Origin of the sequence: Fictibacillus enclensis, assembly GCF_001457035.1 — a bacterium.
GTDB lineage: Bacteria > Bacillota > Bacilli > Bacillales > Fictibacillaceae > Fictibacillus_C > Fictibacillus_C enclensis.
Genome location: NZ_KQ758621.1, coordinates 21,609 through 42,993, shown reverse-complemented (window position 1 = coordinate 42,993; position 21,385 = coordinate 21,609). Strand labels below are relative to the sequence as shown.

The following is a 21,385-nucleotide window of genomic DNA, read 5'->3' as shown; positions in this document are numbered from 1 at the left end:
AATGAAGCTATCAGGCGAATGGAAGCTGAAGTGGTTTGAGCCGGGGAAGGTGCCTTCTCTGGAAATAGCAGCTCCATCCTATATCGATCATTTTTGGATGGGGGCGTCTGTCCCGGGAGACGTTCACTCCGAGCTTTTGAAGAAAAGGCTCATTGAAGATCCATTTGTAGGACACAACGACCTGGCCAGCAGCTGGGTGGAAGAAAAGGAATGGTGGTACCGCTCCACATTTCTGTGGGAGGATGAATGCCTGGATGAGGAATATCTGCATCTGGTTTTCGAAGGACTTGATACGTATGCGACCATTTTTCTTAACGGAAAAGAAATCGGAAACACGGAAAACATGCTGGTGGAGCATACCTTTGAGGTTACCCGGCAGGTTCAACAGGGTAAAAATGTGATCGCCGTTAAATTCGATCCCATCGCCATCCACATGAAAAACAAGGAAAAGGATTATTGGTGCAGTTATGGAAAGGAACGTATCTGGACACGCAAGGCTGCGATGAATTTTGGCTGGGACTGGGGTCCTCGCCTCGTGACTGCGGGAATTTGGAAGGATGTTTCCTTAAAAAAATACACAAAAGCCCATCTTGAAGGAGTACACGCAAAAACGGTGAAAGTTGAAGAGGATAAGGCGCTGATCGAGGTGGAAGCTGACATTAAACAGTCGTTTAAAAACAAAGAAACGCTGTCCCTGTCGGTCGAACTCCGGTCCGGAACAGAAGTGGTCACCTCAGAAACAGATGTGCTCTACCGTAATGGCAGAACCACAATGGAGGTGCCTCAGCCGAAGCTCTGGTGGACGCACGACCTTGGTGACCCATACCTGTATCAATTAAGAATAGAACTGAAGGATGAAAGCGGAGCGGTCCTTGATGTTCATGAACAGAGCTTTGGCATCCGCGAAATTAAGGTGGAACTAACCCATGAAAACGGAGAAAACCTGTTTGCTTTCAATTTGAACGGTGTCAGGATTTTTGCCAAGGGGGCGAACTGGATTCCTGTTCACAGCTTTATCGGCAGTGCAGAAGACAGCAGATATACGAAGCTTCTGGAACTGGCCAAGGACGCTCATATGAATATGATGCGTGTCTGGGGCGGCGGCATCTATGAAAAGGATATCTTTTACAAAGAATGTGACCGGTTAGGACTGCTTGTTTGGCAGGACTTCATGTTTGCCAACGCCCTTTATCCTGATTACAACCGGAATTTTATGCTCAATGTGAAGGACGAAATCACGAAGGTCATAAAAAGGCTGAGGAATTACTCATGTCTGGCGATCTGGTGCGGCAATAACGAGATCGACTGGATTTATGACCGCAAGCATTCGGACGGCGAGATTACCACACCATTTTACGGAGAGAGCATATATCATGAAGTGATTCCGAAGCTGCTCACAGAGCTCGATCCTGGGAGGCTGTATTGGCCAAGCTCCCCCTTTGGAAGTTCGGGAGACAGCGACCACGATGATGAAACGGTGGGTGACCGCCATAACTGGGTGGTTTGGCACGGAAATGTCGAGCCAAGAAAAAAAGGAGAGCCGGTGATTCAGGACATTTCGCTTGAAGGGGTTTCTTTTAAACAGTACAAAAAGGATTATACCCTCTTTTCGAGCGAGTTTGGCATGCATGCCTCTTCCAACTTTCATACCTTGTCCAAATACATTCCAGAAGGCGAGTTTTATTGGAAAAGTGCAGAGATGTCCTACCGGAACAAAGATCATTTTCATGAAAAAGGGATTCTTCTTATGGAAGGGTTCACCGGAGTGCCGGATACCATTGAAGAGTATATGAACTATTCGATGCTGACCCAGGCAGAAGGGCTGAAGTACGGAATTGAACACTACCGGCGCCGCAAGCCGTACACCAGCGGTGCGCTCATCTGGCAGCTTAACGATTGCTGGCCGGGCACCAGCTGGTCCATGGTCGATTATGAACTCCTGCCAAAAGCGTCCTATTATTATGCCAAAAGGTTCTTTGCCCCTGTTCTTGTTACGCTTGACCATGATCCCGGCAGCGACATTGAACTCACGGTGATCAATGATCAGCTGCAGCCGGTGAACGACTCGGTGACGCTGGAAGTTCTTGATTTTAATGGAGAAACCGTATTTTCGCGGAAACTGGATTTTGAATCGGAAGGAAACAGTGTTTTATCCCTTTTCAAATTTACAGAGGAGGAAATCCTTCAGGGGAAAAACGCGGGTGAAGTGATTGTTTGCCTTTCTTCAAGAAATGGAGCGTTTCCGGAAAATAGATACTATTTGCGGGATTTCAAGGAGATGAACTATCCGGAGGCACACCTGAAAATTGAAGAAAGCAGAGAGCAGAATACCATCACTGTCAGGGCGGACAAGCTCGCCCGTTTTGTAAAAATCGATGTTGATCAGGAAGAGGTGCTTTGCTCGGATAACTTCTTTGATCTGCTGCCTGGTGAGGAAAAAAACATTCGGATACATTCTTTAAAAGGGCATGAGGTCAATTTAGAATCTCTGAGGGTCTCTGCCATTAATGCGGACTCAATGAAAGCAACAGAAACAGAAGCCATACAACTTTAAGGAAAAGGAGCGAACGTGATGACACAGGAATTGTCCTTCAATGCAACCAGCACAAAAAGCACTTTGCAGCTAAAAGACTGGAAGTTCAAGGCATGTGATGAACAGAACTGGCTTTCTGCCGAAGTACCGGGATGTGTGCATACCGATCTACTAAAAAATAGGCTGATCTCTGATCCGTTTTACGGTAAAAATGAGCTGCAGCTTCAATGGATCGATAAGAAAGATTGGGAGTACGAGACCACGTTTGATGTGCCTCATACCATGCTTTCCCTCGACCGGCTGGAGCTTCTGTTTCACGGGCTGGATACGTACGGTGATGTTTACCTGAATGATACGCAAATTCTAAAGACAGACAATATGTTCAGGGTATGGAAAAAGGATGTTAAGGAGCACCTGAAAGAACAAAACAATGTGCTTCGGATCCGCTTTTGCTCGCCCATTGAAAAAGATCTCGTAAAACAGGAGAAGCTCGGTTATAACCTGCCTGCGGTCAATGACCATTCGGAGGACGGAGAAGTAGGCGACAAGACGTTAAGTGTGTTCGCGAGAAAGGCGCCGTATCATTATGGCTGGGACTGGGGCCCTCGTTTTGTGACGAGCGGAATCTGGAAAAGCGTTGAACTGGCAGGCTGGTCAACGGCAGAGATTAGCGACCTTTTTATTCAGCAGAAAAAGGTTACTTCCTCTTCCGCCGAACTGACCGCTGTCGTGGAGATTGAAACGGAAAAAGAGGCTGAAGGCATCCTCCATATAGAAGCAGAAGGAGTCAGTATATCACAGGATGTACGATTGGCTGTTGGAACCAATACGGTAGAAATCGAACTGAAAATCACCAATCCGAAGCTCTGGTGGAGCAGAGGCCTGGGTGAACCGCATTTGTATGATTTTACTGCATCGTATGTTCAGGAAGAGCAGATGATTACGGAAAAAACGGTACGCACAGGGCTGCGTTCAATCACGCTGGTTCGCGAAAAAGATGAACAAGGCGCTTCCTTTTACTTCGAATTAAACGGAGTACCGGTTTTCGCCAAGGGAGCCAACCATATTCCAAACGACAGCTTTGTGACCGAAGTGACCTATGAGCGGTACAAACACGAAATCATCAGTGCAGAACTGGCGAACATGAACATGCTCCGGGTGTGGGGCGGCGGAATCTATGAAAACGACGAGTTCTATGAACTGTGTGACCAGCACGGGATCTTGGTTTGGCAGGATTTTATGTTTGCCTGCAGCATGTATCCTGGCGACCAGGCTTTTATGGACAATGTCAAGGCCGAGGCGGAGGATAACATCAGACGCCTAAGAAACCATCCGTGCATTGCATTATGGTGCGGAAACAATGAGATGGATGTTGCCTGGGCCCAATATGATGAGGAAGCGGGATGGGGATGGAAGCAGCAGTATTCACAGGAGCAAAGGGATGAAATCTGGCAAGCCTATGATACACTTTTTCATCACCTGCTGCCGGAAGCCGTTCAACGGCTCTCGCCTGAAATAGCGTATTGGCCGTCATCGCCGATGGCCGATTGGTCCAATGACCGGCAGCAGCATTCAAACTATGTATCCGGCAGCGGTGACATTCACTACTGGGACGTGTGGCACGGCTCTAAACCCTTTGAGGAATACAACAGTCATGTTGGGCGCTTTATGAGTGAATACGGGTTTCAATCGTTTCCGGAATATAAAAATGTAAAACAGTATGCGGAAGATGAGGATATGGAACTTGAATCGGAAGTGATGCTTCACCACCAGAAAAACGGCCGCGGGAACGCCCTGATTAAAGAATACATGGAAAAGTACTTGCCGGTAGCGAAGGATTTTCCGTCGTTCCTTTACATGAGCCACGTGCTTCAGGCTGAGGGCATCAAGTCTGCCATTGAGGCCCACCGCAGGAAAAAGCCCTATTGTATGGGAACCTTGTACTGGCAAATGAATGACTGCTGGCCAGTAGCCTCATGGGCTAGTATGGATTACTACGGACGCTGGAAGGCACTGCATTATTATGCGAAGAAAAGCTTCCAGGATGTTATGGTGTCCATTGACGGAACGAACAGCGAAAAAGTGGATGTTCATGTGATTTCGGATCAGTTGGATCCGGTGGAAGGAACACTGATTTCGAGGCTGCTGAATTTCCAGGGTGAGGTCATCAGGGAATTCAAGGATGCTGTGAACCTCGATAAGAACACAGGCAACGTAATATTGTCCCTGTCCACGGCCGAGCTGCTGGATGGACAGGATCCGGCAGGAACTGTCTTTCAGGCAGAGCTTGTTGCAGATGAAAGAGTCATAGATTGCAAGGAGCATTATTTTGTGTCCGGAAAAGAACTAAAACTAAAGATACCGGTGCTGTCTATAACAAGAGTCAGTGACAGTGAATACATGATTGAAACGAATACGCTGGCCAAGCAGGTTTGGCTTTCGACGGATACCGAGGGGGTGTTTTCGGATAACTATTTTGATTTGATTCCGGGAAGTCCAAAGCGGATTCAATTTTTCGAGCGCAAAGAGGGGGCGCTTGTCTTTGGGTCACCGGAAAATTTGGAAGTTCAATCTATGTATGATTTTATGAAAAGGTAACCATGTTTGTACTTGTGGGAGTTAATATCCGTTCCAGGATGCTCGCTTTCCTCAGGCGGTCACTGAGCCTTACCGGCGTAAACGCCTACTTTCTCGTCGCAAGCTCCTGCGGTAACGGCCCGAGCGCCTCCCTGGTCTCATCTGTCCCGCTTTTCCCGTAGGAGTCTCGCACCTTTCACTCCCATCAACCAATCGATGAAGAATAGACTGACCCGGATGCTGTAAAAGGCTTTCGGGTCTTTTTTATTAAGTTCTGTGGTATAATGAATAAAAATTTTGAAAATTTAGAACATGGAGGGATAACTTCTTGAATATACCGATGCTGTTGCCTCAGTTTTTGGATCGTGCCGTCAAGGTTTATGGAAAGAAAGCAGCAATCGTAGGGGAAAAACGAACGTATACATACAGAGAAATAAACGACCGGGTTAATCAGCTGTCACGCGGGTTGCAGGAAGCGGGGATTAACAAGGGTGACCACGTGGCCTATCTGGCACCGAACACATCCGAAATGTATGAAGGGTTCTATGGGGTGCTGCAGCTGGGGGCGGTGATGGTGCCGCTCAACACACGCCTGAAGCCTGAGGATTATTTGTATATCCTCAATCACAGTGGCACAAGAGTTTTATTTGTCGATAATGAGCTCCTTCAGCTGATCAAACCGGTTCTTGATGATCTAACTACTGTAGAGGCGATTTTCGTACATGGTTTGGAAGAGGATCAGGATGCCTGCCGGTCGTATGAAAAATGGCTCAGCGGTTTTGAATCTGATCCCGTTGACCGGCCGGGTATGGATGAAAATGATCTGGCCACACTGCTTTACACGAGTGGAACGACAGGCAAGCCAAAAGGAGTCATGCTGTCTCACCGCAGCAATTATATGCATGCGCTTACAACGCAGCATCACCTGCGTGTATCGGATCATGATGTGCTTCTGCATGTATTGCCGATGTTTCATGTGAATGGCTGGGGATCGCCTTTTTATTACACAGCAAACGGTGCCACTCAAGTGTTCTTGAAAAAGGTAGTGCCAGCTCATATTTTTCAAAAGGTGAAAGAGAACAGTGTCACGGTAATGCACATGGCGCCGACGGTTTTAAACGGACTGCTTCAGTATGCCGATCAGCAGGCGGAGGAAGCCAGAACAGAACAAAATATCCGGATTGTGATTGCCGGTTCCGCGCCGCCACCTGCTTTTGTTAAAGCGGTGGAAGAAAAGCTGAAGTGGGAGTTCATTCAGGTGTACGGCATGACAGAAGCTGCTCCGCTGATCACAACCTCGATCATCCGGGACACCCAGCAACATTTGGATCCAGAGGAAAAGTATCGCCTTAAAGCCAAGGCCGGCTATGAGTTTATTGGCAGCGAGGTGAAAGTGGTCAATGAAAACGGAGATGAAGTGGCACCGAACGGAAAAGAGATTGGTGAAATCATTGTTCGCAGCAACACGGTGATGGAAGGATACTGGAATAACCCGGAAGAGACCCATAAAGCCATTCGCGATGGTTTTTATCATACAGGGGATATGGCGTTCGTTGATGAGGAAGGAAACATCGAGATCGCCGACCGTAAAAAAGATATTATTATCTCGGGCGGCGAAAACATTTCATCCATCGAAGTGGAAGCGGTGCTGTATGATCACCCGGCTGTCCTTGAGACAGCGGTGATTGCCGTGCCGCACGACAAGTGGGGAGAAACTCCCCAAGCCGTAGTTGTACTCAGGGACGGTTATGAGACGAGTGAAGACGAACTCATCACCTTTGCGCGAAGCCGGATGGCCCATTTTAAGGCGCCGACGATCATTAAGTTTGTCGACGAACTGCCAAAGACTGCATCTGGCAAGATCCAGAAGGTTCATCTCAGAAAGGCCTACTGGGAGAATAAAGGAAAGCTGGTAAACTAGTTTTGTATAGAGGACCGGGCTTGCGCCGGCCTCTTTTTGTTTGCTGTTTTGGTGAAAATGACGTGATATGTAACTGTTTTGTGCTGAACCGCAACTAATAAACCGGCTCAACCCACAAGTAACGCATCGAGCGACCTCCACAAGCTCTCGAAAGCAAGAGAGCAGCTGAACATGTCAGCTGCCTGCTTCCTTAAGTAATTTTTGTTTGGCTGTATAGGCCATATGAAAGTATTTGCTCGCTTTTTTGTCATTTGAGACACTGTAGAATTGGGAGGCAAGCTTTTCCGCATAATCCTGCACATAACCCCACAACTGCATGGATTCAAAATAGGAAAGGGCATCAGATGCTGTTTTTTCAAGCTGTTCTGCGGTAGCTGAATGATTGCAGTCGCTCAAAATGGAAAAGTGATGAATATATTCTTCGTTTTGTGCATTCCGAGCGATTTTTAAGCCCAGTGTAATCCACTCATTGGCCCGTTCGAAATTTCTTAGCTTTACTTGTTCACGGGCAATCAGATAGGCAGTTTTAAAATCGGTGTTTTTCTCTTCAAATGCTTCGCTTAAGTGAGCGAGCGCTTTCTCAGAGTAATTTTGTTCTGCATACAGCATTCCCAGATTATAGCGGATTTTCAGTTCAAATGGTTCTTTTTTCAGTGTGCTGGAACGAAGAATGTCGAGTGCAGAGAGAAAATGATCTTCAGCTTCCCTGAACTGTTTTAACGAAGTGGAGGCTAGGCCGATGACGTTTTCGCTGCCGGCAAGCTTCACTTCATAACCGGACTTGTCCTCAAAATACTCTCTGGCTTTAAGGGCATGGCGGACGGCAAGCAGAGGCTGCCGTATATGATAATAAAAGGTGGCGACTTTATAGTTGAACTCTGCTTTTTCAATGTCATCGGTAAACTGATTTAAACGTTTTTCAGCAAGCTGGTAGTGAAGCTTCGCTTCCAGGTAATTTCCGGTTTCTGTGGCATAAATGGCTTTGAAGAAGTGAAAGTAATAAGATAAAAAGTCGTCGGTTTCTCTTTTCTGCCCTTCATTCAGATGGTTCAGGGTATACCTGGCCTCCCATAAATCGTCGATCAGCAGTTGATACCTGAAGCATAATAAAGAGTAATAGATAAAAAGAGTCTGGGTAGGATCAATCTCCATGTTTTCAATCTTTTCGTCAATCTCCAGCTTGAGTCTGCGGGATTCTACGAGGTTTTGTGAAAGAATTTCACGGTACCAGCTGTTTAACAGCTGAATCATTTGATCCGTACTCGTCAACTCTATTTCCATAACATTCGCCCCACCTTTTTGCATAAATTTACATTTTAACACAATCTTAGCATATTGGGCTTTTTAACGATTGAGTCAATTGACGCAATTAATAGAAAATTCATCCGTTCCTTTTCTCCTACTTTTTATGTCCAACGAAAAAAGGGAAGGAGACCGCTCTCTCTTCCCTGAATGCTATGTGAAGTTCTGGGTGTGCACCTGACAACGTTCTGGTTACCCATTCGTTGTAGAAAATGTTTTCCCGTGTTCGGCATTCGGTACGGCTGAGTGTTCCGCGATATAGCCACCAATCAATAAAGCGCCAGCTAATGCAATACCAACAAGAGCACCTGTCATTTTCTTCATATTGACACCCCTTAAAAATATTTTTAGTTTTCAGTCTGCTGAAGCTACAAGATGTCAGACCCCCCTGACCTCCTTCCTTCAACAATGTTTTACAATTTACAACAATAATAGCAAATATTAATAGAATTAGAGTGGGTAATTTGTTTTAATTTTCAAAAATTTTACATCAGTCTAATTTACTAATTTTTCCTGAATTAAAAGATCCCCCGCAGAACACTAGCGGGGGATCTCATCGTTGGGCTATTTCTTTTCAAGCTCTTCCTGTAAAACCCTCATTTTTTATTTTCGGCAAGGTAATGCTCGACTTTGTTAACACCGCCGCCAAATAGACGTTTGCCCGTTCCGGTGTAGGTGTATCCGAAATCATCCTTTTGTTTGTAATGATTAACGGCCTTGTCCAGATCATGAAAGATTCTGTGCAAGTAAAGCAATGCTGTTTTGTCCTTCTCTTTGGACACTATTTCAGCCAGCTCTCTGGCATTTTGGAAATCTTTTTTTACCGTTTCACTTTTTACCGTAACAGAACGGATTTCATTCACCAGTTCAATGGCGTGAGTTTGCTGATCCGCCCAGTTGATCGTTTCGTCCTTGTCATAGCAAAGCGTTTTATTATAGTACTGATGGGTGGAATCGATCAGTGTGCTATAGGGAACTTCCCCTCCTGGTTCTGTGGCTTCGACCTCCTCGGTTACAGAAGCTGTTGACAAGTAATACCATCCCAGTCCGGCCAGACTTACGAGAAGCACGGCAGCCAAAATGTAAAGCTTTCTTTGGTTTTTTATAATCGTCAAACTCTCACTTCCTTTGTTTTTGAAATTACCAATTTTCAGTGTAACTTTTATTGGCTGTGATCGACTAATAAGGTGTAATCCAAATAATCAGGGTGATAAAAAGAGAGGGGTCTTAAAAAATGAAAAAAATGATTGCTTCTGTTTTAACTGCTTCTGCATTGCTTATGGGAGTTCCTTCTGTGGCCGGTGCCCAGACCGCCCCAGATTACTCCATATTTCAACTGCCAAAGTCAGGAGTTCTGAAATCCGGTGACCATGGAGAAAACGTGAAAATCCTTCAATGGGCATTAAATAAAGTGATGAATGCAGGGTTGAAAACAGACGGAATCTTTGGCCCAAATACAAAGAAAGCCGTCATTGCCTTTCAAAAGAGTGCAAAATTGGTTCCGGATGGGATCTATGGAAAAAAAACGCATGCTGCTCTGTCTGAAAAAGTGAACTCTTACGGCTTTCCGGAAATCGTGTTGAAAGAAGGCAGCAAGGGGAATGCTGTAAAAATTCTTCAAAAAGCACTGAATGAAATTGGATCTTCTCTCAGTGTGGACGGCATTTATGGCCCGAAAACCAAAGCGGCAGTCCTCAAGTTTCAAAAGAAATATCCAGAGCTGAAGGATACAGGTATTTTTGATGCTCCAACACGAATTCTCCTGGATAAAGTACTGCACGACTAATCTGATTTTGTATGCACCCGAAAAAGCTTGCAGCTAGTTTACTAGTCTGCAAGCTTTTCTTTCTCTTTACTTAGTTACGAGCACTGGACATTCCGCTTCGGATAACACCTGTTGGCTTACACTGCCCAGGACCATACGCTTCAGCCCGCTCAGTCCCCGGCTTCCCATGACGATCAGATCCATATCATGAACTTTTGCATAGTCACAAATCGACTTTGCTGCATCCCCTTCAAGAATTTCTGTTTTCACATGGTCTGTATAGTGTAATGCTGTATTTCTTGCTTCCTCCAATAACGTTTCGCCCTGTCCTTTTTCCGAAGCGGCGGCGTCCCTTACTTCCTGCTCGACTGATCCCTTGTAGGCTGCCATTGTAAACCCTTCCCCATAAAGCGGGTAGGCCGGTTCAGCCAAAACATGGGCGAGCGTCAACTCGCTTCCTGTGCTTTTTGCCAGTTCTGCACCATATTGCAGGGCTTGATGACTTCCTTCTGAGCCGTCAAGCGCAATCATCACTTTTTCATACTTCATCTTATTCTCCTCCTTTGCAAAATACTGGCGGGCCGAAACATTCTTATACTTATCTCATAGCCTATTTCGGATTTTCCTAAACAAAAAAGGAAAGAGCGTCCTAACTGTGGATGTGTTCTTTCCATTTTTAGTTTTTTTCCAGAATCCAGAGTGCCATTTGAAGGGCAAAGGCATCCTTGAACTTCCTGGGATCATAACCCGTTTCTTCTTTTATTTTGTTTAGTCTGTAAATGAGTGTATTCCGGTGGATATGGAGGCTGTCTGCGGTTTGCTGCAAATTCAGATGGTGATCCAAAAAACACTGCAGTGTGCCGGTTAATGAAAGCACAGAGTTTAGCAGTACACGGCGTGAAAGCCTGGCAGCTGCAACAGGGTTCAACTGATGGATCAGCGCCTGGGCTTCAAGCTTTGCGAACGAAAGCACCTCCTCCTGCGGATCACCGATTTCAAGAGCAAGGATGCAGTCTGTGTACGATTGATGAAATAATTCCAGAGTGGAGAACGGTGTGCTGCAGGCTATTCGGAACTTGAAATGGTGGAATTTCAATAGCTGCAGGACCGCCTCTTGCTTTCTTTTTCCTTCGTCTTCTTTTTGATAAGAAAAGGCCATACACAATCGTTTGGTGTGAACAAATCCTGCCAGGCAATACTCCGATCCCGCAGCCTTTTCCAGCTGCTGGATAAGCACCGAACGAGACAGGGATTGACCTTCGTCCAGTTCAATAACCAGTGTCTGGAGGGTGGGGGGCAGTTCAATCTTCAGAAGGCCAAGCCGTCGAAGAACATGCTCGATGGATGGCTGTTCGCTCAGCAAGTCCTCGATAATCATATCCTTTGTCCGCTGCTGCCATTCCGTCTGGCTGGCCATATACGACTGTTTCACCATGAGCTCTGTCGTCATTTTCACCAATCCGGCCACATCTTCTATTTCTTTGGGATTACCGGTGATCCCGATGACCCCGACAATTTGCTGGTCGAAGACGATAGGTAGATTAATCCCTGGCTGGGCGCCTCTCCATTTACCATCGTGGTTCAGAGGAACGGTAAAAGGCTGTTCGCTTCGCAGCACTTCCAGGGCACCCTCATGAATATGATAGAGGCGCGATGAATCACAGGAAGCGATGATGATGCCCTTATTGCTCATGATATTCACATTGCGGTTTAGCCGGGCTGAGGTTTCTTTTACGATCATTTCAGCGATTTCAGTCGTTAGCATGACGTTCTCCTTTGGTTATTTTCTACAAAAAATTATAAAAAATAAAAGCGATTTATAGAGGTTTTATCTATAGATATATAATTTTCAGACAAGTATACTATAATCAACCATATAATGAAAGCGTTTTCTAAGGGGGGGGGTTCAGGGTTGAAGATTGTTATTGCGCCAGACTCATATAAAGGAAGTTTATCGGCAATGGAAGCTGCAGCAGCGATCGAACGCGGGATAAAGAAGGCGGATCCTTCAATTGAAACGGTCCTTGTGCCGGTGGCTGACGGCGGAGAAGGAACCATGGACACACTAGTTGCCGCGACTGCCGGTAAGAAGAAAGAAGTGAGGGTAACCGGTCCGCTGGGACAAGAGGTTGTCGCATCCTATGGCGTATTGGGTGATACCAGCATGTGTGTGATCGAAATGGCTGAAGCCTCAGGGCTTTGCCTGCTTACGCAAGAGGAACTCAATCCGCTGGCTTCTACCACATTTGGGACCGGACAGCTGATCAAACAGGCACTGGATGATGGATTCCGCTCCTTTATTCTCGCTATCGGTGGGTCAGCCACCAATGATGGCGGTGCAGGTATGCTCCAGGCGCTTGGTATGAAGCTGGTGGACAAAAATGGAGCCGAGATCGGTTCCGGAGGCGGAGAGCTAAGCTGTCTGGAAGTTATTGATGACACAGGATTTGATCGGAGAATTAAGGAGAGTACCTTCCTCATTGCGTCGGATGTCGAGAATCCGCTTGTCGGGAAATCCGGTGCTTCAGCCGTTTTTGGCCCGCAAAAGGGAGCAACAGCAGAAATGGTAAACGTGCTGGATCAAAACCTTTCCCATTGGGCGGATAAAGTGGAAGAACTGACAGGAACAAGATTGCATGACCTGCCGGGAGCCGGGGCAGCGGGCGGGATTGGAGGAGCCTTTCAGGCGTTTTTTTCCGCTCAGATGAAGCGTGGCGTTGATATCGTGACGGAGTATGCCGGTCTTCCCCAAGCTCTTGATGGAGCTGATCTTGTCATAACGGGAGAAGGCAGGGTCGATTTTCAAACGGCTTCCGGTAAGACGCCGATGGGCGTAGCACAGAAAGCAAAAGAAAAGGACGTTCCAACCGTTATCCTTGCCGGCTCGGTCGGCGATGGCGTGGACGTTCTCTATCAATACGGCATCATCAGCATCACGAGCATCATTCAGCAGCCACTAACCCTTCAAGAAGCAATGGAACAATCATCTCAATTGCTGGAGTATAGTGCAGAACAGGTTGTCCGAACATTTATTCATAATAAACCAACAAGCGAAAGCGGGGTTCTACACTATGAAACTTAAACAAACGATTGAAAAAGTACCCGGAGGACTCATGGTCGTTCCACTGTTGTTCGGGGCGTTACTGAATACTATTGACCAGCTTCATTTGAAGCCGGTGATGAATTTCTTAAAATCGCTCGGTGTTGCCAAAACGGAAGAAGGCTACTACGAATTTTTGCGCATAGGAGGCTTCTCTCAGGAACTGTTTAAAGACAGTGCGCTCGTTCTGATTGCACTCTTCCTGTTTTGTGCAGGAAGCCAGATGAACTTGCGGGTTGGAGGAGCAGCACTGAAAAAAGGAATCCTGCTTACTACTTCCAAGTATCTCACCGGATTGGCGGTTGGTTTGCTGTTTGGTTATTTCTTTGATCCGATGGACGGGTTGTTTGGACTTTCCACACTGGCGATTATTGCGGCCATGACGAACGGAAACGGCGGAATGTATGCGGCTCTTACCGGCCAGTACGGAAACCGTTCCGATGTAGGCGCGGTGGCGGTGCTTTCGTTGAACGACGGACCGTTTTTTACACTCATGTCACTTGGACTGCTGGGATCAAGCTTTCCGATCATTTCCTTTATTGCCGTGCTGCTGCCGATTGCCATCGGAATGATTCTTGGAAACCTGGACGAAGATATCCGGGATTTCCTGAAAGCAGGAGAAATTCTGCCTGTACCGTTCTTTGCCTTTGCTTTGGGAGCGGGAATGAATCTTGCCAGCTTTTTCAATCCGTCAGTCGTTACAGCAGGTCTAACCATTGGCCTCATGACTACGATTCTTACGGCATCTACGGGAATTCTTGTATTTAAATTATTTAAAGAAAAAAGCTTCATTGCACCGGTTTCGGAAGCATCGACGGCAGGAAATGCGGCAGGTACTCCGGCAGCGATTGCGGCCGCTGCTTCGGTTGCAGCGGGGTCGGGAATGATGAGTGCGGCAGAGGCGCAATCCTACCAGGATATTGTAAACGTTGCTACTGCGCAGATTTCGATCGCCACACTGACAACGGCCATTTTATGTCCGATTGCGGTGATTCTTGTAGATAAATGGCAAAAGGCGAGAGGAATCGACGGCAAGCTGGAGAAGTTTGAATTGGAAGGACGGGACCAAAAAGAAAGAAGCGTACCTTCAACTTCAGCATAATGACAGTTAAAAAGGAGAGAACAACATATGGAGACAACTTTGTTATACGGAAAAGAAGGGCTGAAACTGAATCTCCCTGAAAACACGTTTGTTGTGGAACCGAATAACCTTCCGGGAGTTGAGAACAAAGAGCAGGCGATTTTGGATGCGTTGAGAAATCCGATCGGTGCACCGTCACTAAAGGAAAGTGTCAAGGTGACAGACAAAGTAGCCATTGTAATCAGCGATATTACAAGACCGACACCAAATGACGTGCTTGTTCCTCTGCTCATTGAGGAACTGGATCATGTGCCGCTTGAGAACTTTGTGATCATCAACGGGACAGGCACTCACCGCGACCAGACAGAGGAAGAGTTTGTGCAAATGCTCGGCCAGTGGGTCGTCGATCATATCAAGATTGTCAATAATCACTGTCATGATCTGGATTCACTCGTTAATGTGGGAAGAAGCAAGTTCGGCTGCGACGTCTATTTGAATAAAGACTATGTGGAAGCCGATTTCCGCATTGTTACGGGATTCATTGAGCCCCACTTTTTTGCGGGATTTTCGGGCGGCCCAAAAGGCATCATGCCTGGCATTGCCGGTATAGAAACCATTATGACCTTTCATAATGCGCGAATGATCGGGAATCCACGCTCCACTTGGGGCAACATGGTGGATAACCCGGTTCAGGAAATGACACGCGAAATCAATGCGATGTGCAAGCCGCATTTTATGTTGAACGTGACGCTGAACCGGGAAAAGGAAATCACCAATGTGTTCGCCGGGGAGCTGTATGAAGCACACGATAAGGGATGTGCGTTTGCCAAGGAACATGCCATGATCCGCTGCAAAGAGAGGTTTGATGTGGTGATCACCTCCAACTCCGGCTATCCGCTTGACCAAAATTTGTATCAGGCAGTTAAAGGAATGAGTGCAGCTCACAAGATTGTGAAAGAGGGAGGCTCCATCATCGTTGCTTCCGAATGCTCTGACGGGCTGCCTGACCACGGGAATTACTCGAAAATTTTTCAATTTGCTGAAACACCACAGGAGCTGCTGGATCTGATCAATGATCCCAATTTTAAAATGTTCGATCAGTGGCAGGTTCAAAAGCAGGCGGTCACCCAGGTGTGGGCAGATGTTTATGTCTATTCCAAGCTGACCGATGAGCAGGTAAAAGGAGCCATCCTGATGCCGACCCATGACATTGAAAAGACACTGGAAGAGTTAAAAGAGAAATACGGACCTGAGATGACAATAGCAGTACTGCCACTCGGGCCGCTAACCATTCCTTATGTGGAAGAACGGAGGGGTTCTGTTGTTGGATAAGTATGAAAAACTGCAGGATATTTTACGAGAAATGAAAACCGTAGTGGTCGCTTTTTCCGGAGGGGTGGACAGCACTTTTCTATTAAAAGTCGCGCTTGATACGCTTGGAAAAGAAAACGTGCTGGCGGTCACTGCAGACAGCGAGACCTATCCGTTTGAGGAACTGCAGGAGGCAAAACGGTACGCAGCGATGCTCGGCGCACGCCATGAAGTAATAGAAACCTCAGAACTCAGCATTCCCGGCTATTCCGAAAACACCTCCAACCGCTGTTATTTTTGCAAGAAGAGTTTGTTTGAGCATCTGATTCCGATTATGCATGAACATCACTATGAAAATATCGCGTTTGGTCTCATAGCCGATGACATGGGAGAACACCGGCCGGGAACAAAAGCCGCAAGAGAATACAATGTACGGGGACCAATCCAGGAGGCCGGTTTGTTCAAAAGCGAAATACGTGAGCTTTCACAGCAGATGGGGCTTCCTACATGGGATAAGCCCTCCTTTGCCTGCCTTTCATCAAGAATTGCCTATGGAGAAGAAATTACCATCGAGAAGCTGAGAAAAGTGGACCGTTCCGAACAGGCCATTCGCGCCATCGGCATCCGTCAGGTACGGGTCCGAACGCATGGAGACATTGCCAGAATTGAAGTAGAGCCACAGGAAATGAACAGGCTTCTTGAACATCACGAAGAAATTACAAAGCAGCTGCAGGAGTTTGGCTACAGCTTTGTAACGATGGATTTGACCGGCTATAAAAGCGGCAGTATGAACAAAGTGCTGGCAGAAACCAAAACAACGTAGAGAAGGAGATTTCATGAAAAAATTCGAAGACCTCGGCTTCAGTAAGGTGGACCTGGATCGTGAGAAACGTACAGGCTATCCTGAAGTCATCTATGGAGAAGGAAAAACAGCAGATCAGATTAAAAAAATCATGAAAACCCTGATTGAGACCCATGGGAAGGCTATGGTTACCCGGCTTTCCAAAGAGAAGGCAGAAGTGCTGCTCGCCGTATATCCTGATGCTCACTATCACGACGTTTCCAGAATTCTTTTATACGGACCTCCGCGTGAGAAATACGGCGGGGATGTGATGGTTATTGCGGCAGGCACCTCCGATCTTCCTGTCGCAGAGGAAGCGGCCATTACCGCCGATTGGATGGGCTGCAAAGTCAACCGCCTGTATGATGTTGGGGTAGCTGGCATTGACCGGCTTCTTGCCTATCGGGAAGATATCACAAAAGCAAGTGTGCTGATCGTTGTGGCCGGTATGGAAGGAGCTCTGCCGAGTGTGATCGGAGGCATGGTTCAGCGTCCGGTTATTGCGGTTCCGACTTCTGTGGGGTATGGTGCCCATTTGCAGGGTCTTACTCCGCTTCTCGCCATGCTCACCTCCTGTGCGTCCGGAATGAGTGTGGTGAACATTGATAATGGATTTGGTGCGGCCTATCAGGCGGCTCTTATTTTAAAACTCGCAAACGAGGGGATTGCCAATGAAACAGCTTTATCTTGATTGCCAGTACGGCATTTCCGGTGATATGACACTTGCTGCGCTTTTCGACCTTGGCGCTGATCTTTCCTACGTAACAGAGCAGCTGAAGCAGCTTCCGATTGATTCGTTTCACATGGCCACTAAGAAAGTCGATAAGAGAGGAATCTCAGCGAACCTGCTTGACCTGCAGTTTAAGGAAGCGGAACTGGTAGGTGCCGCACATGTCCATGAAGCAGGCCACAGCCATTCTCACGAACATGACCATCATCACGACCATGAGCATGAACACGGCCATTCGCATGAACATGATCATCATCACCACCATGACCATGTTCATCGGAAAGCATCAACGATCTTGGAGATGATTGTAACAAGTGAGCTTCCTGTTCGGGTAAAGGAACGGAGCCGGCGTGTATTTGAAGTCATCGCCGAAGCGGAGGGTAAGATTCACGGAATGGATCCAAAGGAGGTTCACTTTCATGAGGTGGGTGCCATGGATTCCATTATTGATGTGATCGGAGTATGCCTGGCGCTCGAAGATTTGCAGGTTGATAGAATTGTAGCCTCACCCGTCCCGACGGGCTATGGCAAGGTGAGGATGGCGCATGGACTCTATCCCATTCCGGCCCCTGCGACGGCCGAGATTCTTAAAGGAGTGCCGCTTGAGGCTTTCCATGTAAAAGGCGAACTGACCACGCCAACAGGAGCCGGCTTCTTAAAGGCGCTTGCCGATGACTATGGGTATATGCCACCTCTTGTCATCGAGAAAATCGGATATGGAGCAGGACAAAAGGACTTTGAGCATCCGAACGTTCTCAGAGCAATCCTTTTTGAGGAGAAAGTGAAGTAGAAAAGCCCGGGAGAGAGCGGGTATTGCGATCTCCCGAGCCTTTTTGTGTGATTTTTTACCAGTTTGTGAGTGATGCCGGTGGATAGGTGAAGGGTATCCGTCGTTGTTACTGGCCGAAATCGAAAATTTACTGTCGCGCAACTAGTTTGACCTGTTATATACCATCCTGGGGCATATCCTCCTAACAATCACCCAGTGATTTTACTTTGAAAATATTAAACTTACTAATTGCTTTTAAATTAAAAATAGTAAAAAGAGACTATTTTCAGAAAAATAAAAAAACGGATTGACATCCTTTGACAAGATATACTATGATTATCACAGTTATTAGTTATACAGAACACGGTTTTATATTATAAAACAATTAAGACATTGCATTTCCAGAAACAATCATCATTTTGTAAGGAGGGCAGTGTCTTTTGTTTAAGAATATAACAGAACAGAGTTTTATAATGTAAAACTATCAGTCCTCCGCTATTTTACTGATCATTTTTTTGCAGCATGGTGGTAACGCTTTCAAAAAAGTAAAAAACAGATGAAAGGGTGGTTATGGTGAAGGTGAAGAAAAGTTTGGGTGTTGTAATGGGCATCATGCTGATGCTGTCCCTGATCCTGTCGGGATGCGGCAGTAAATCCACTTCCTCTTCGGGAGAAAAAACAAAGACAATAAAGGTCGCCAATTATTTTGCCAAGGATCATCCGCAGAATGTGGCGCTGCGGGAAAAATTCAAGCCAATGGTTGAAAAGGAATCCGGCGGCACGCTGAAAGTTCAGATTTATGACAACAGCACACTCGGTGCCGAAAAGGAATTTTACGACGGCGTCCGAAACGGTACGATCGAAATGGGTATCCCTGGACTGATCATGCAGTCCGATATTGAAAAAATGGCGGTTCCGGAATGGCCGTTCCTTTTCAAAGATTATGAACATGTCAAAAAAGTGCTCAACGGCCCCATAGGCAAAGAGCTTACTGAGGATCTTGAAAAGAAGCATGGTGTTAAACCGCTGGCCTGGAGTGCGAATGGATTCCGGATGTTCTCGAGTAACAAACCTGTAAAAACCATGAAGGATTTCGACGGCTTGCGAATGAGAATGCCCAACATACCAAATTACATACAACTCGGTAAGTTGCTTGGCATGAATGTGACACCAATGCCGATCTCCGAAGTATTCTCAGCATTGGAACAGAAGGTTGTAGACGGGCAGGACAATCCGATTGCTACTCTCCGTGCTTCCGGCTGGTATGAGGTTCAAAGCGATGTTTTGGAATCCAACCATATGTTCAGCCCCAATATTTATATCATAAACAGCAAGTTCTATAACAGTCTCTCCAAAAAACAGCAAAGTGTAATTGAAAAGGCATCTAAGGAAGCGGCAGATTACGAGTTTGATCTGATGGAAAAAAGCTATGAAACGGATAAGAAGTTTTTGACCAAAAAGGGCGTGAAGTTCCATACACCGGATGGAGCGTTCGAGAAGAAAATGGAAGAAGCGTCAAAACCTATGTATGACGATTTTTATAAGAAGTATGACTGGGCAGAAGAGCTGGTCAAGAAGATAAAGGCTGAGCAGTAAGCAATGACAATTGCATGAAGAGGTGGGGAGAAGATGGAAAAGATCTCACGGTACTTGGAAACGCTTCTGAATATTTTTATGGCCGTTGCTTTGGGTCTGATGGTCATACTGGTGTTTGGCAATGTGGTTCTAAGATACCTTTTTAATTCAGGTATCACTTGGTCTGAAGAGATGTCACGCTATTTGTTTATCTGGCTCACATTTTTAGGAGCGATCGGTGCCTTTAAAGCCAAGGAACATCTCGGTGTCGACATGCTGGTCAGGCGTTTGCCCGTGAAAGCAAAAAAAGTCGTATTGGTTTTCAGTGATCTGCTCATGCTCTTTGTTCTTTTCCTGGTGTTGGAAGGAAGCTGGAAGATGACTGTCATTAATATGGACAGCAAAGCACCTGCAACCGGACTTCCGCTTTCCTTTGTTTACGGTACAGGAATCGTAGTCAGTCTGGCTATGGGACTCATCTTGATCAACAATGTGTATAAAATTTTGTTTAATAAAGTGCGCGATGAAGATTTGATTGTCATCAGCGAATCGGAAGAACTGGTGGATTTCAAGGAAATCAGTGTTGGAAAGGAGGAAAAACAAGCATGATTGGTGTATTTATTGGATCACTTCTCGGCACAATGGCGCTTGGAATGCCGATTGCCTTTGCCCTGCTGCTCAGCGGTGTCGCTTTAATGTTCTTTTTAGGAATATTCGACAGCCAGATTATTGCCCAAAACTTAATTAATGGTGCGGACAATTTTCCACTGATGGCCATCCCGTTTTTTATGCTTGCGGGCGAGGCAATGAACGCCGGGGGGCTTTCCCAGCGCATTGTACAGATGGCAATGTCAATGGTAGGGCATATCCGCGGCGGACTTGGCTATGTAGCCATTATTGCCAGTGTGTTATTTGCCAGTCTTTCCGGCTCTGCTGTGGCGGATACCGCTGCCCTCGGGGCAATTCTGATTCCCATGATGGTCAAGAGCGGTTATGACATTAACCGGTCCAGCGGTTTAATCGCATCAGGAGGAATTATAGCTCCGATCATTCCGCCAAGCATTGGGTTCATCATCTTTGGTGTAACCAGTGGGGTATCCATCACAAAACTGTTCATGGCAGGTATTGTTCCTGGGGTTATGCTTGCAGTTGGCCTCTGTGTGACATGGGCGATTGTGGCCCATAAAGACAAGGTTCAAGTGGCACCCCGCAAATCCATAAAAGAAATTCTCATTTCCATCAGGCAAGGCTTTTGGGCGCTTTTGCTTCCCGTCATCATTATTGGCGGATTGCGCGGTGGAATTTTCACTCCGACTGAAGCCGCTGTTGTTGCCGCTGTGTATGCCTTGTTCGTGGGGATGGTCATTTACCGGCAAATAAAAGTGGCGGACTTGTATCAGCTGCTGGTACGCGCAGCAAAAATGACTAGTGTCGTTATGTTTCTGGTCGCGGCAGCCCTTGTATCCTCATGGCTGATTACTGTTGCCAATCTGCCGGCACAAGTCATCGGGCTGTTGGAGCCTTTTATGGAGCACCCGCTGCTCATACTCTTAATGATTAATCTTTTGGTTGTCCTGATCGGTACAGCGATGGATATGACACCAACCATCCTAATCCTGACACCCGTGCTGATGCCGGTTATTCAGCAGGCGGGTATCGACCCTGTATATTTCGGTGTTTTGTTTATTATCAATAATGCCATCGGTTTGCTGACTCCTCCGGTTGGTACAGTGCTAAATGTCGTTTGTGGAGTCAGTAAAATCAGTATGGAAGACATTATGAAGGGAATATGGCCGTTTCTGATGGTGGAGGTAATAGTCCTGATCTTGCTGATCCTCTTTCCGTCATTGGTTACCGTTCCTCTCAAATGGTTTACTTAA

General features: G+C 46.5%; 18 protein-coding genes. 13 read left to right on the top strand and 5 right to left on the bottom strand.

Annotated elements, in window-relative coordinates:
* The first annotated feature begins 1 nt into the window (after window position 1).
* The 3 genes from AS030_RS20305 to AS030_RS20295 all read left to right on the top strand — a co-directional run bounded on the left by AS030_RS20305 (window position 2) and on the right by AS030_RS20295 (window position 7,031).
* Window positions 2-2,554: a beta-mannosidase gene (locus AS030_RS20305; protein ID WP_061975144.1), complete on the top strand. Its 2,553-nt coding sequence runs from the start codon at window positions 2-4 to the stop codon at window positions 2,552-2,554.
* Window positions 2,555-2,572: 18 nt separating this feature from the next.
* Window positions 2,573-5,131 carry a beta-mannosidase gene (locus tag AS030_RS20300; RefSeq protein WP_061975142.1) on the top strand — a complete coding sequence of 853 codons (2,559 nt, stop codon included), beginning with the start codon at window positions 2,573-2,575 and terminating at the stop codon, window positions 5,129-5,131.
* Between the two features lie 307 nt (window positions 5,132-5,438).
* Window positions 5,439-7,031, top strand: a complete 1,593-nt coding sequence (locus AS030_RS20295; RefSeq protein ID WP_061975139.1) for a long-chain-fatty-acid--CoA ligase — start codon at window positions 5,439-5,441, stop codon at window positions 7,029-7,031.
* Between the two features lie 174 nt (window positions 7,032-7,205).
* Here AS030_RS20295 and AS030_RS20290 read toward each other — a convergent pair whose 3' ends face one another.
* The 3 genes from AS030_RS20290 to AS030_RS20285 form a co-directional block, all read right to left on the bottom strand.
* The gene (locus AS030_RS20290; RefSeq protein WP_061975138.1) at window positions 7,206-8,312 is read right to left on the bottom strand and encodes a response regulator aspartate phosphatase; all 1,107 of its coding nucleotides are present in this window, start codon (window positions 8,310-8,312) and stop codon (window positions 7,206-7,208) included.
* Between the two features lie 213 nt (window positions 8,313-8,525).
* Window positions 8,526-8,657 (bottom strand): hypothetical protein, encoded by a 132-nt coding sequence (locus AS030_RS24625; RefSeq protein ID WP_276203874.1) that lies wholly within the window; start codon window positions 8,655-8,657, stop codon window positions 8,526-8,528.
* Between the two features lie 272 nt (window positions 8,658-8,929).
* Window positions 8,930-9,448: a hypothetical protein gene (locus AS030_RS20285; protein ID WP_061975136.1), complete on the bottom strand. Its 519-nt coding sequence runs from the start codon at window positions 9,446-9,448 to the stop codon at window positions 8,930-8,932.
* A 119-nt stretch (window positions 9,449-9,567) separates the two neighbouring features.
* On the opposite strand from AS030_RS20285, the gene AS030_RS20280 reads away from it, so the two are divergent.
* Window positions 9,568-10,119, top strand: coding sequence for a peptidoglycan-binding domain-containing protein (locus AS030_RS20280; RefSeq protein ID WP_061975134.1), 552 nt, complete (start codon window positions 9,568-9,570; stop codon window positions 10,117-10,119).
* A 66-nt stretch (window positions 10,120-10,185) separates the two neighbouring features.
* Here AS030_RS20280 and AS030_RS20275 read toward each other — a convergent pair whose 3' ends face one another.
* Complete coding sequence (locus AS030_RS20275; RefSeq protein WP_061975132.1) at window positions 10,186-10,647, bottom strand: universal stress protein; 462 nt, start codon at window positions 10,645-10,647, stop codon at window positions 10,186-10,188.
* 127 nt (window positions 10,648-10,774) lie between these two features.
* Window positions 10,775-11,863: a CdaR family transcriptional regulator gene (locus AS030_RS20270; RefSeq protein ID WP_061975130.1), complete on the bottom strand. Its 1,089-nt coding sequence runs from the start codon at window positions 11,861-11,863 to the stop codon at window positions 10,775-10,777.
* Window positions 11,864-12,010: 147 nt separating this feature from the next.
* Between AS030_RS20270 and AS030_RS20265 the strand changes: the two genes are divergently transcribed.
* The 9 genes from AS030_RS20265 to AS030_RS20225 all read left to right on the top strand — a co-directional run bounded on the left by AS030_RS20265 (window position 12,011) and on the right by AS030_RS20225 (window position 21,385).
* Complete coding sequence (locus AS030_RS20265) at window positions 12,011-13,180, top strand: glycerate kinase (RefSeq protein ID WP_061975128.1); 1,170 nt, start codon at window positions 12,011-12,013, stop codon at window positions 13,178-13,180.
* Complete coding sequence (locus AS030_RS20260) at window positions 13,170-14,300, top strand: 2-keto-3-deoxygluconate permease (protein WP_061975127.1); 1,131 nt, start codon at window positions 13,170-13,172, stop codon at window positions 14,298-14,300. Before AS030_RS20265 ends, AS030_RS20260 begins: the two co-directional genes overlap by 11 nt.
* Window positions 14,301-14,327: 27 nt before the next feature.
* A complete protein-coding gene (larA, locus tag AS030_RS20255) occupies window positions 14,328-15,611 on the top strand; it encodes a nickel-dependent lactate racemase (protein WP_061975125.1) in 1,284 nt (427 codons plus the stop codon).
* Window positions 15,577-16,413, top strand: coding sequence for an ATP-dependent sacrificial sulfur transferase LarE (larE, locus tag AS030_RS20250; RefSeq protein WP_082635916.1), 837 nt, complete (start codon window positions 15,577-15,579; stop codon window positions 16,411-16,413). The genes larA and larE overlap by 35 nt, the downstream gene beginning before the upstream one ends.
* Window positions 16,414-16,426: 13 nt before the next feature.
* The gene (larB, locus tag AS030_RS20245) at window positions 16,427-17,122 is read left to right on the top strand and encodes a nickel pincer cofactor biosynthesis protein LarB (protein ID WP_061975123.1); all 696 of its coding nucleotides are present in this window, start codon (window positions 16,427-16,429) and stop codon (window positions 17,120-17,122) included.
* Window positions 17,103-17,951, top strand: a complete 849-nt coding sequence (gene larC, locus AS030_RS20240; protein ID WP_061975121.1) for a nickel pincer cofactor biosynthesis protein LarC — start codon at window positions 17,103-17,105, stop codon at window positions 17,949-17,951. Before larB ends, larC begins: the two co-directional genes overlap by 20 nt.
* Before the next feature lie 549 nt (window positions 17,952-18,500).
* Window positions 18,501-19,526: a TRAP transporter substrate-binding protein gene (locus AS030_RS20235; protein WP_074440626.1), complete on the top strand. Its 1,026-nt coding sequence runs from the start codon at window positions 18,501-18,503 to the stop codon at window positions 19,524-19,526.
* A 33-nt stretch (window positions 19,527-19,559) separates the two neighbouring features.
* Window positions 19,560-20,114, top strand: a complete 555-nt coding sequence (locus tag AS030_RS20230; protein WP_061975118.1) for a TRAP transporter small permease — start codon at window positions 19,560-19,562, stop codon at window positions 20,112-20,114.
* Entirely contained in the window at window positions 20,111-21,385 is a 1,275-nt protein-coding gene (locus AS030_RS20225; RefSeq protein WP_061975116.1) for a TRAP transporter large permease subunit, read from the top strand. Before AS030_RS20230 ends, AS030_RS20225 begins: the two co-directional genes overlap by 4 nt.

What these genes read in the sequence shown, in the direction of transcription:
- AS030_RS20225 (WP_061975116.1), top strand. Translation starts at nt 20,111, where the DNA reads ATGATTGGTGTATTTATTGGATCACTTCTCGGCACAATGGCGCTTGGA.
- AS030_RS20260 (WP_061975127.1), top strand. Translation starts at nt 13,170, where the DNA reads ATGAAACTTAAACAAACGATTGAAAAAGTACCCGGAGGACTCATGGTC.
- AS030_RS20275 (WP_061975132.1), bottom strand. Translation starts at nt 10,647, where the DNA reads ATGAAGTATGAAAAAGTGATGATTGCGCTTGACGGCTCAGAAGGAAGT.
- AS030_RS20235 (WP_074440626.1), top strand. Translation starts at nt 18,501, where the DNA reads ATGGTGAAGGTGAAGAAAAGTTTGGGTGTTGTAATGGGCATCATGCTG.
- AS030_RS20290 (WP_061975138.1), bottom strand. Translation starts at nt 8,312, where the DNA reads ATGGAAATAGAGTTGACGAGTACGGATCAAATGATTCAGCTGTTAAAC.
- AS030_RS20305 (WP_061975144.1), top strand. Translation starts at nt 2, where the DNA reads ATGAAGCTATCAGGCGAATGGAAGCTGAAGTGGTTTGAGCCGGGGAAG.
- AS030_RS20280 (WP_061975134.1), top strand. Translation starts at nt 9,568, where the DNA reads ATGAAAAAAATGATTGCTTCTGTTTTAACTGCTTCTGCATTGCTTATG.
- larC (WP_061975121.1), top strand. Translation starts at nt 17,103, where the DNA reads ATGAAACAGCTTTATCTTGATTGCCAGTACGGCATTTCCGGTGATATG.
- larE (WP_082635916.1), top strand. Translation starts at nt 15,577, where the DNA reads ATGTGGAAGAACGGAGGGGTTCTGTTGTTGGATAAGTATGAAAAACTG.
- AS030_RS20300 (WP_061975142.1), top strand. Translation starts at nt 2,573, where the DNA reads ATGACACAGGAATTGTCCTTCAATGCAACCAGCACAAAAAGCACTTTG.
- AS030_RS20230 (WP_061975118.1), top strand. Translation starts at nt 19,560, where the DNA reads ATGGAAAAGATCTCACGGTACTTGGAAACGCTTCTGAATATTTTTATG.
- AS030_RS20270 (WP_061975130.1), bottom strand. Translation starts at nt 11,863, where the DNA reads ATGCTAACGACTGAAATCGCTGAAATGATCGTAAAAGAAACCTCAGCC.
- larA (WP_061975125.1), top strand. Translation starts at nt 14,328, where the DNA reads ATGGAGACAACTTTGTTATACGGAAAAGAAGGGCTGAAACTGAATCTC.
- larB (WP_061975123.1), top strand. Translation starts at nt 16,427, where the DNA reads ATGAAAAAATTCGAAGACCTCGGCTTCAGTAAGGTGGACCTGGATCGT.
- AS030_RS24625 (WP_276203874.1), bottom strand. Translation starts at nt 8,657, where the DNA reads ATGAAGAAAATGACAGGTGCTCTTGTTGGTATTGCATTAGCTGGCGCT.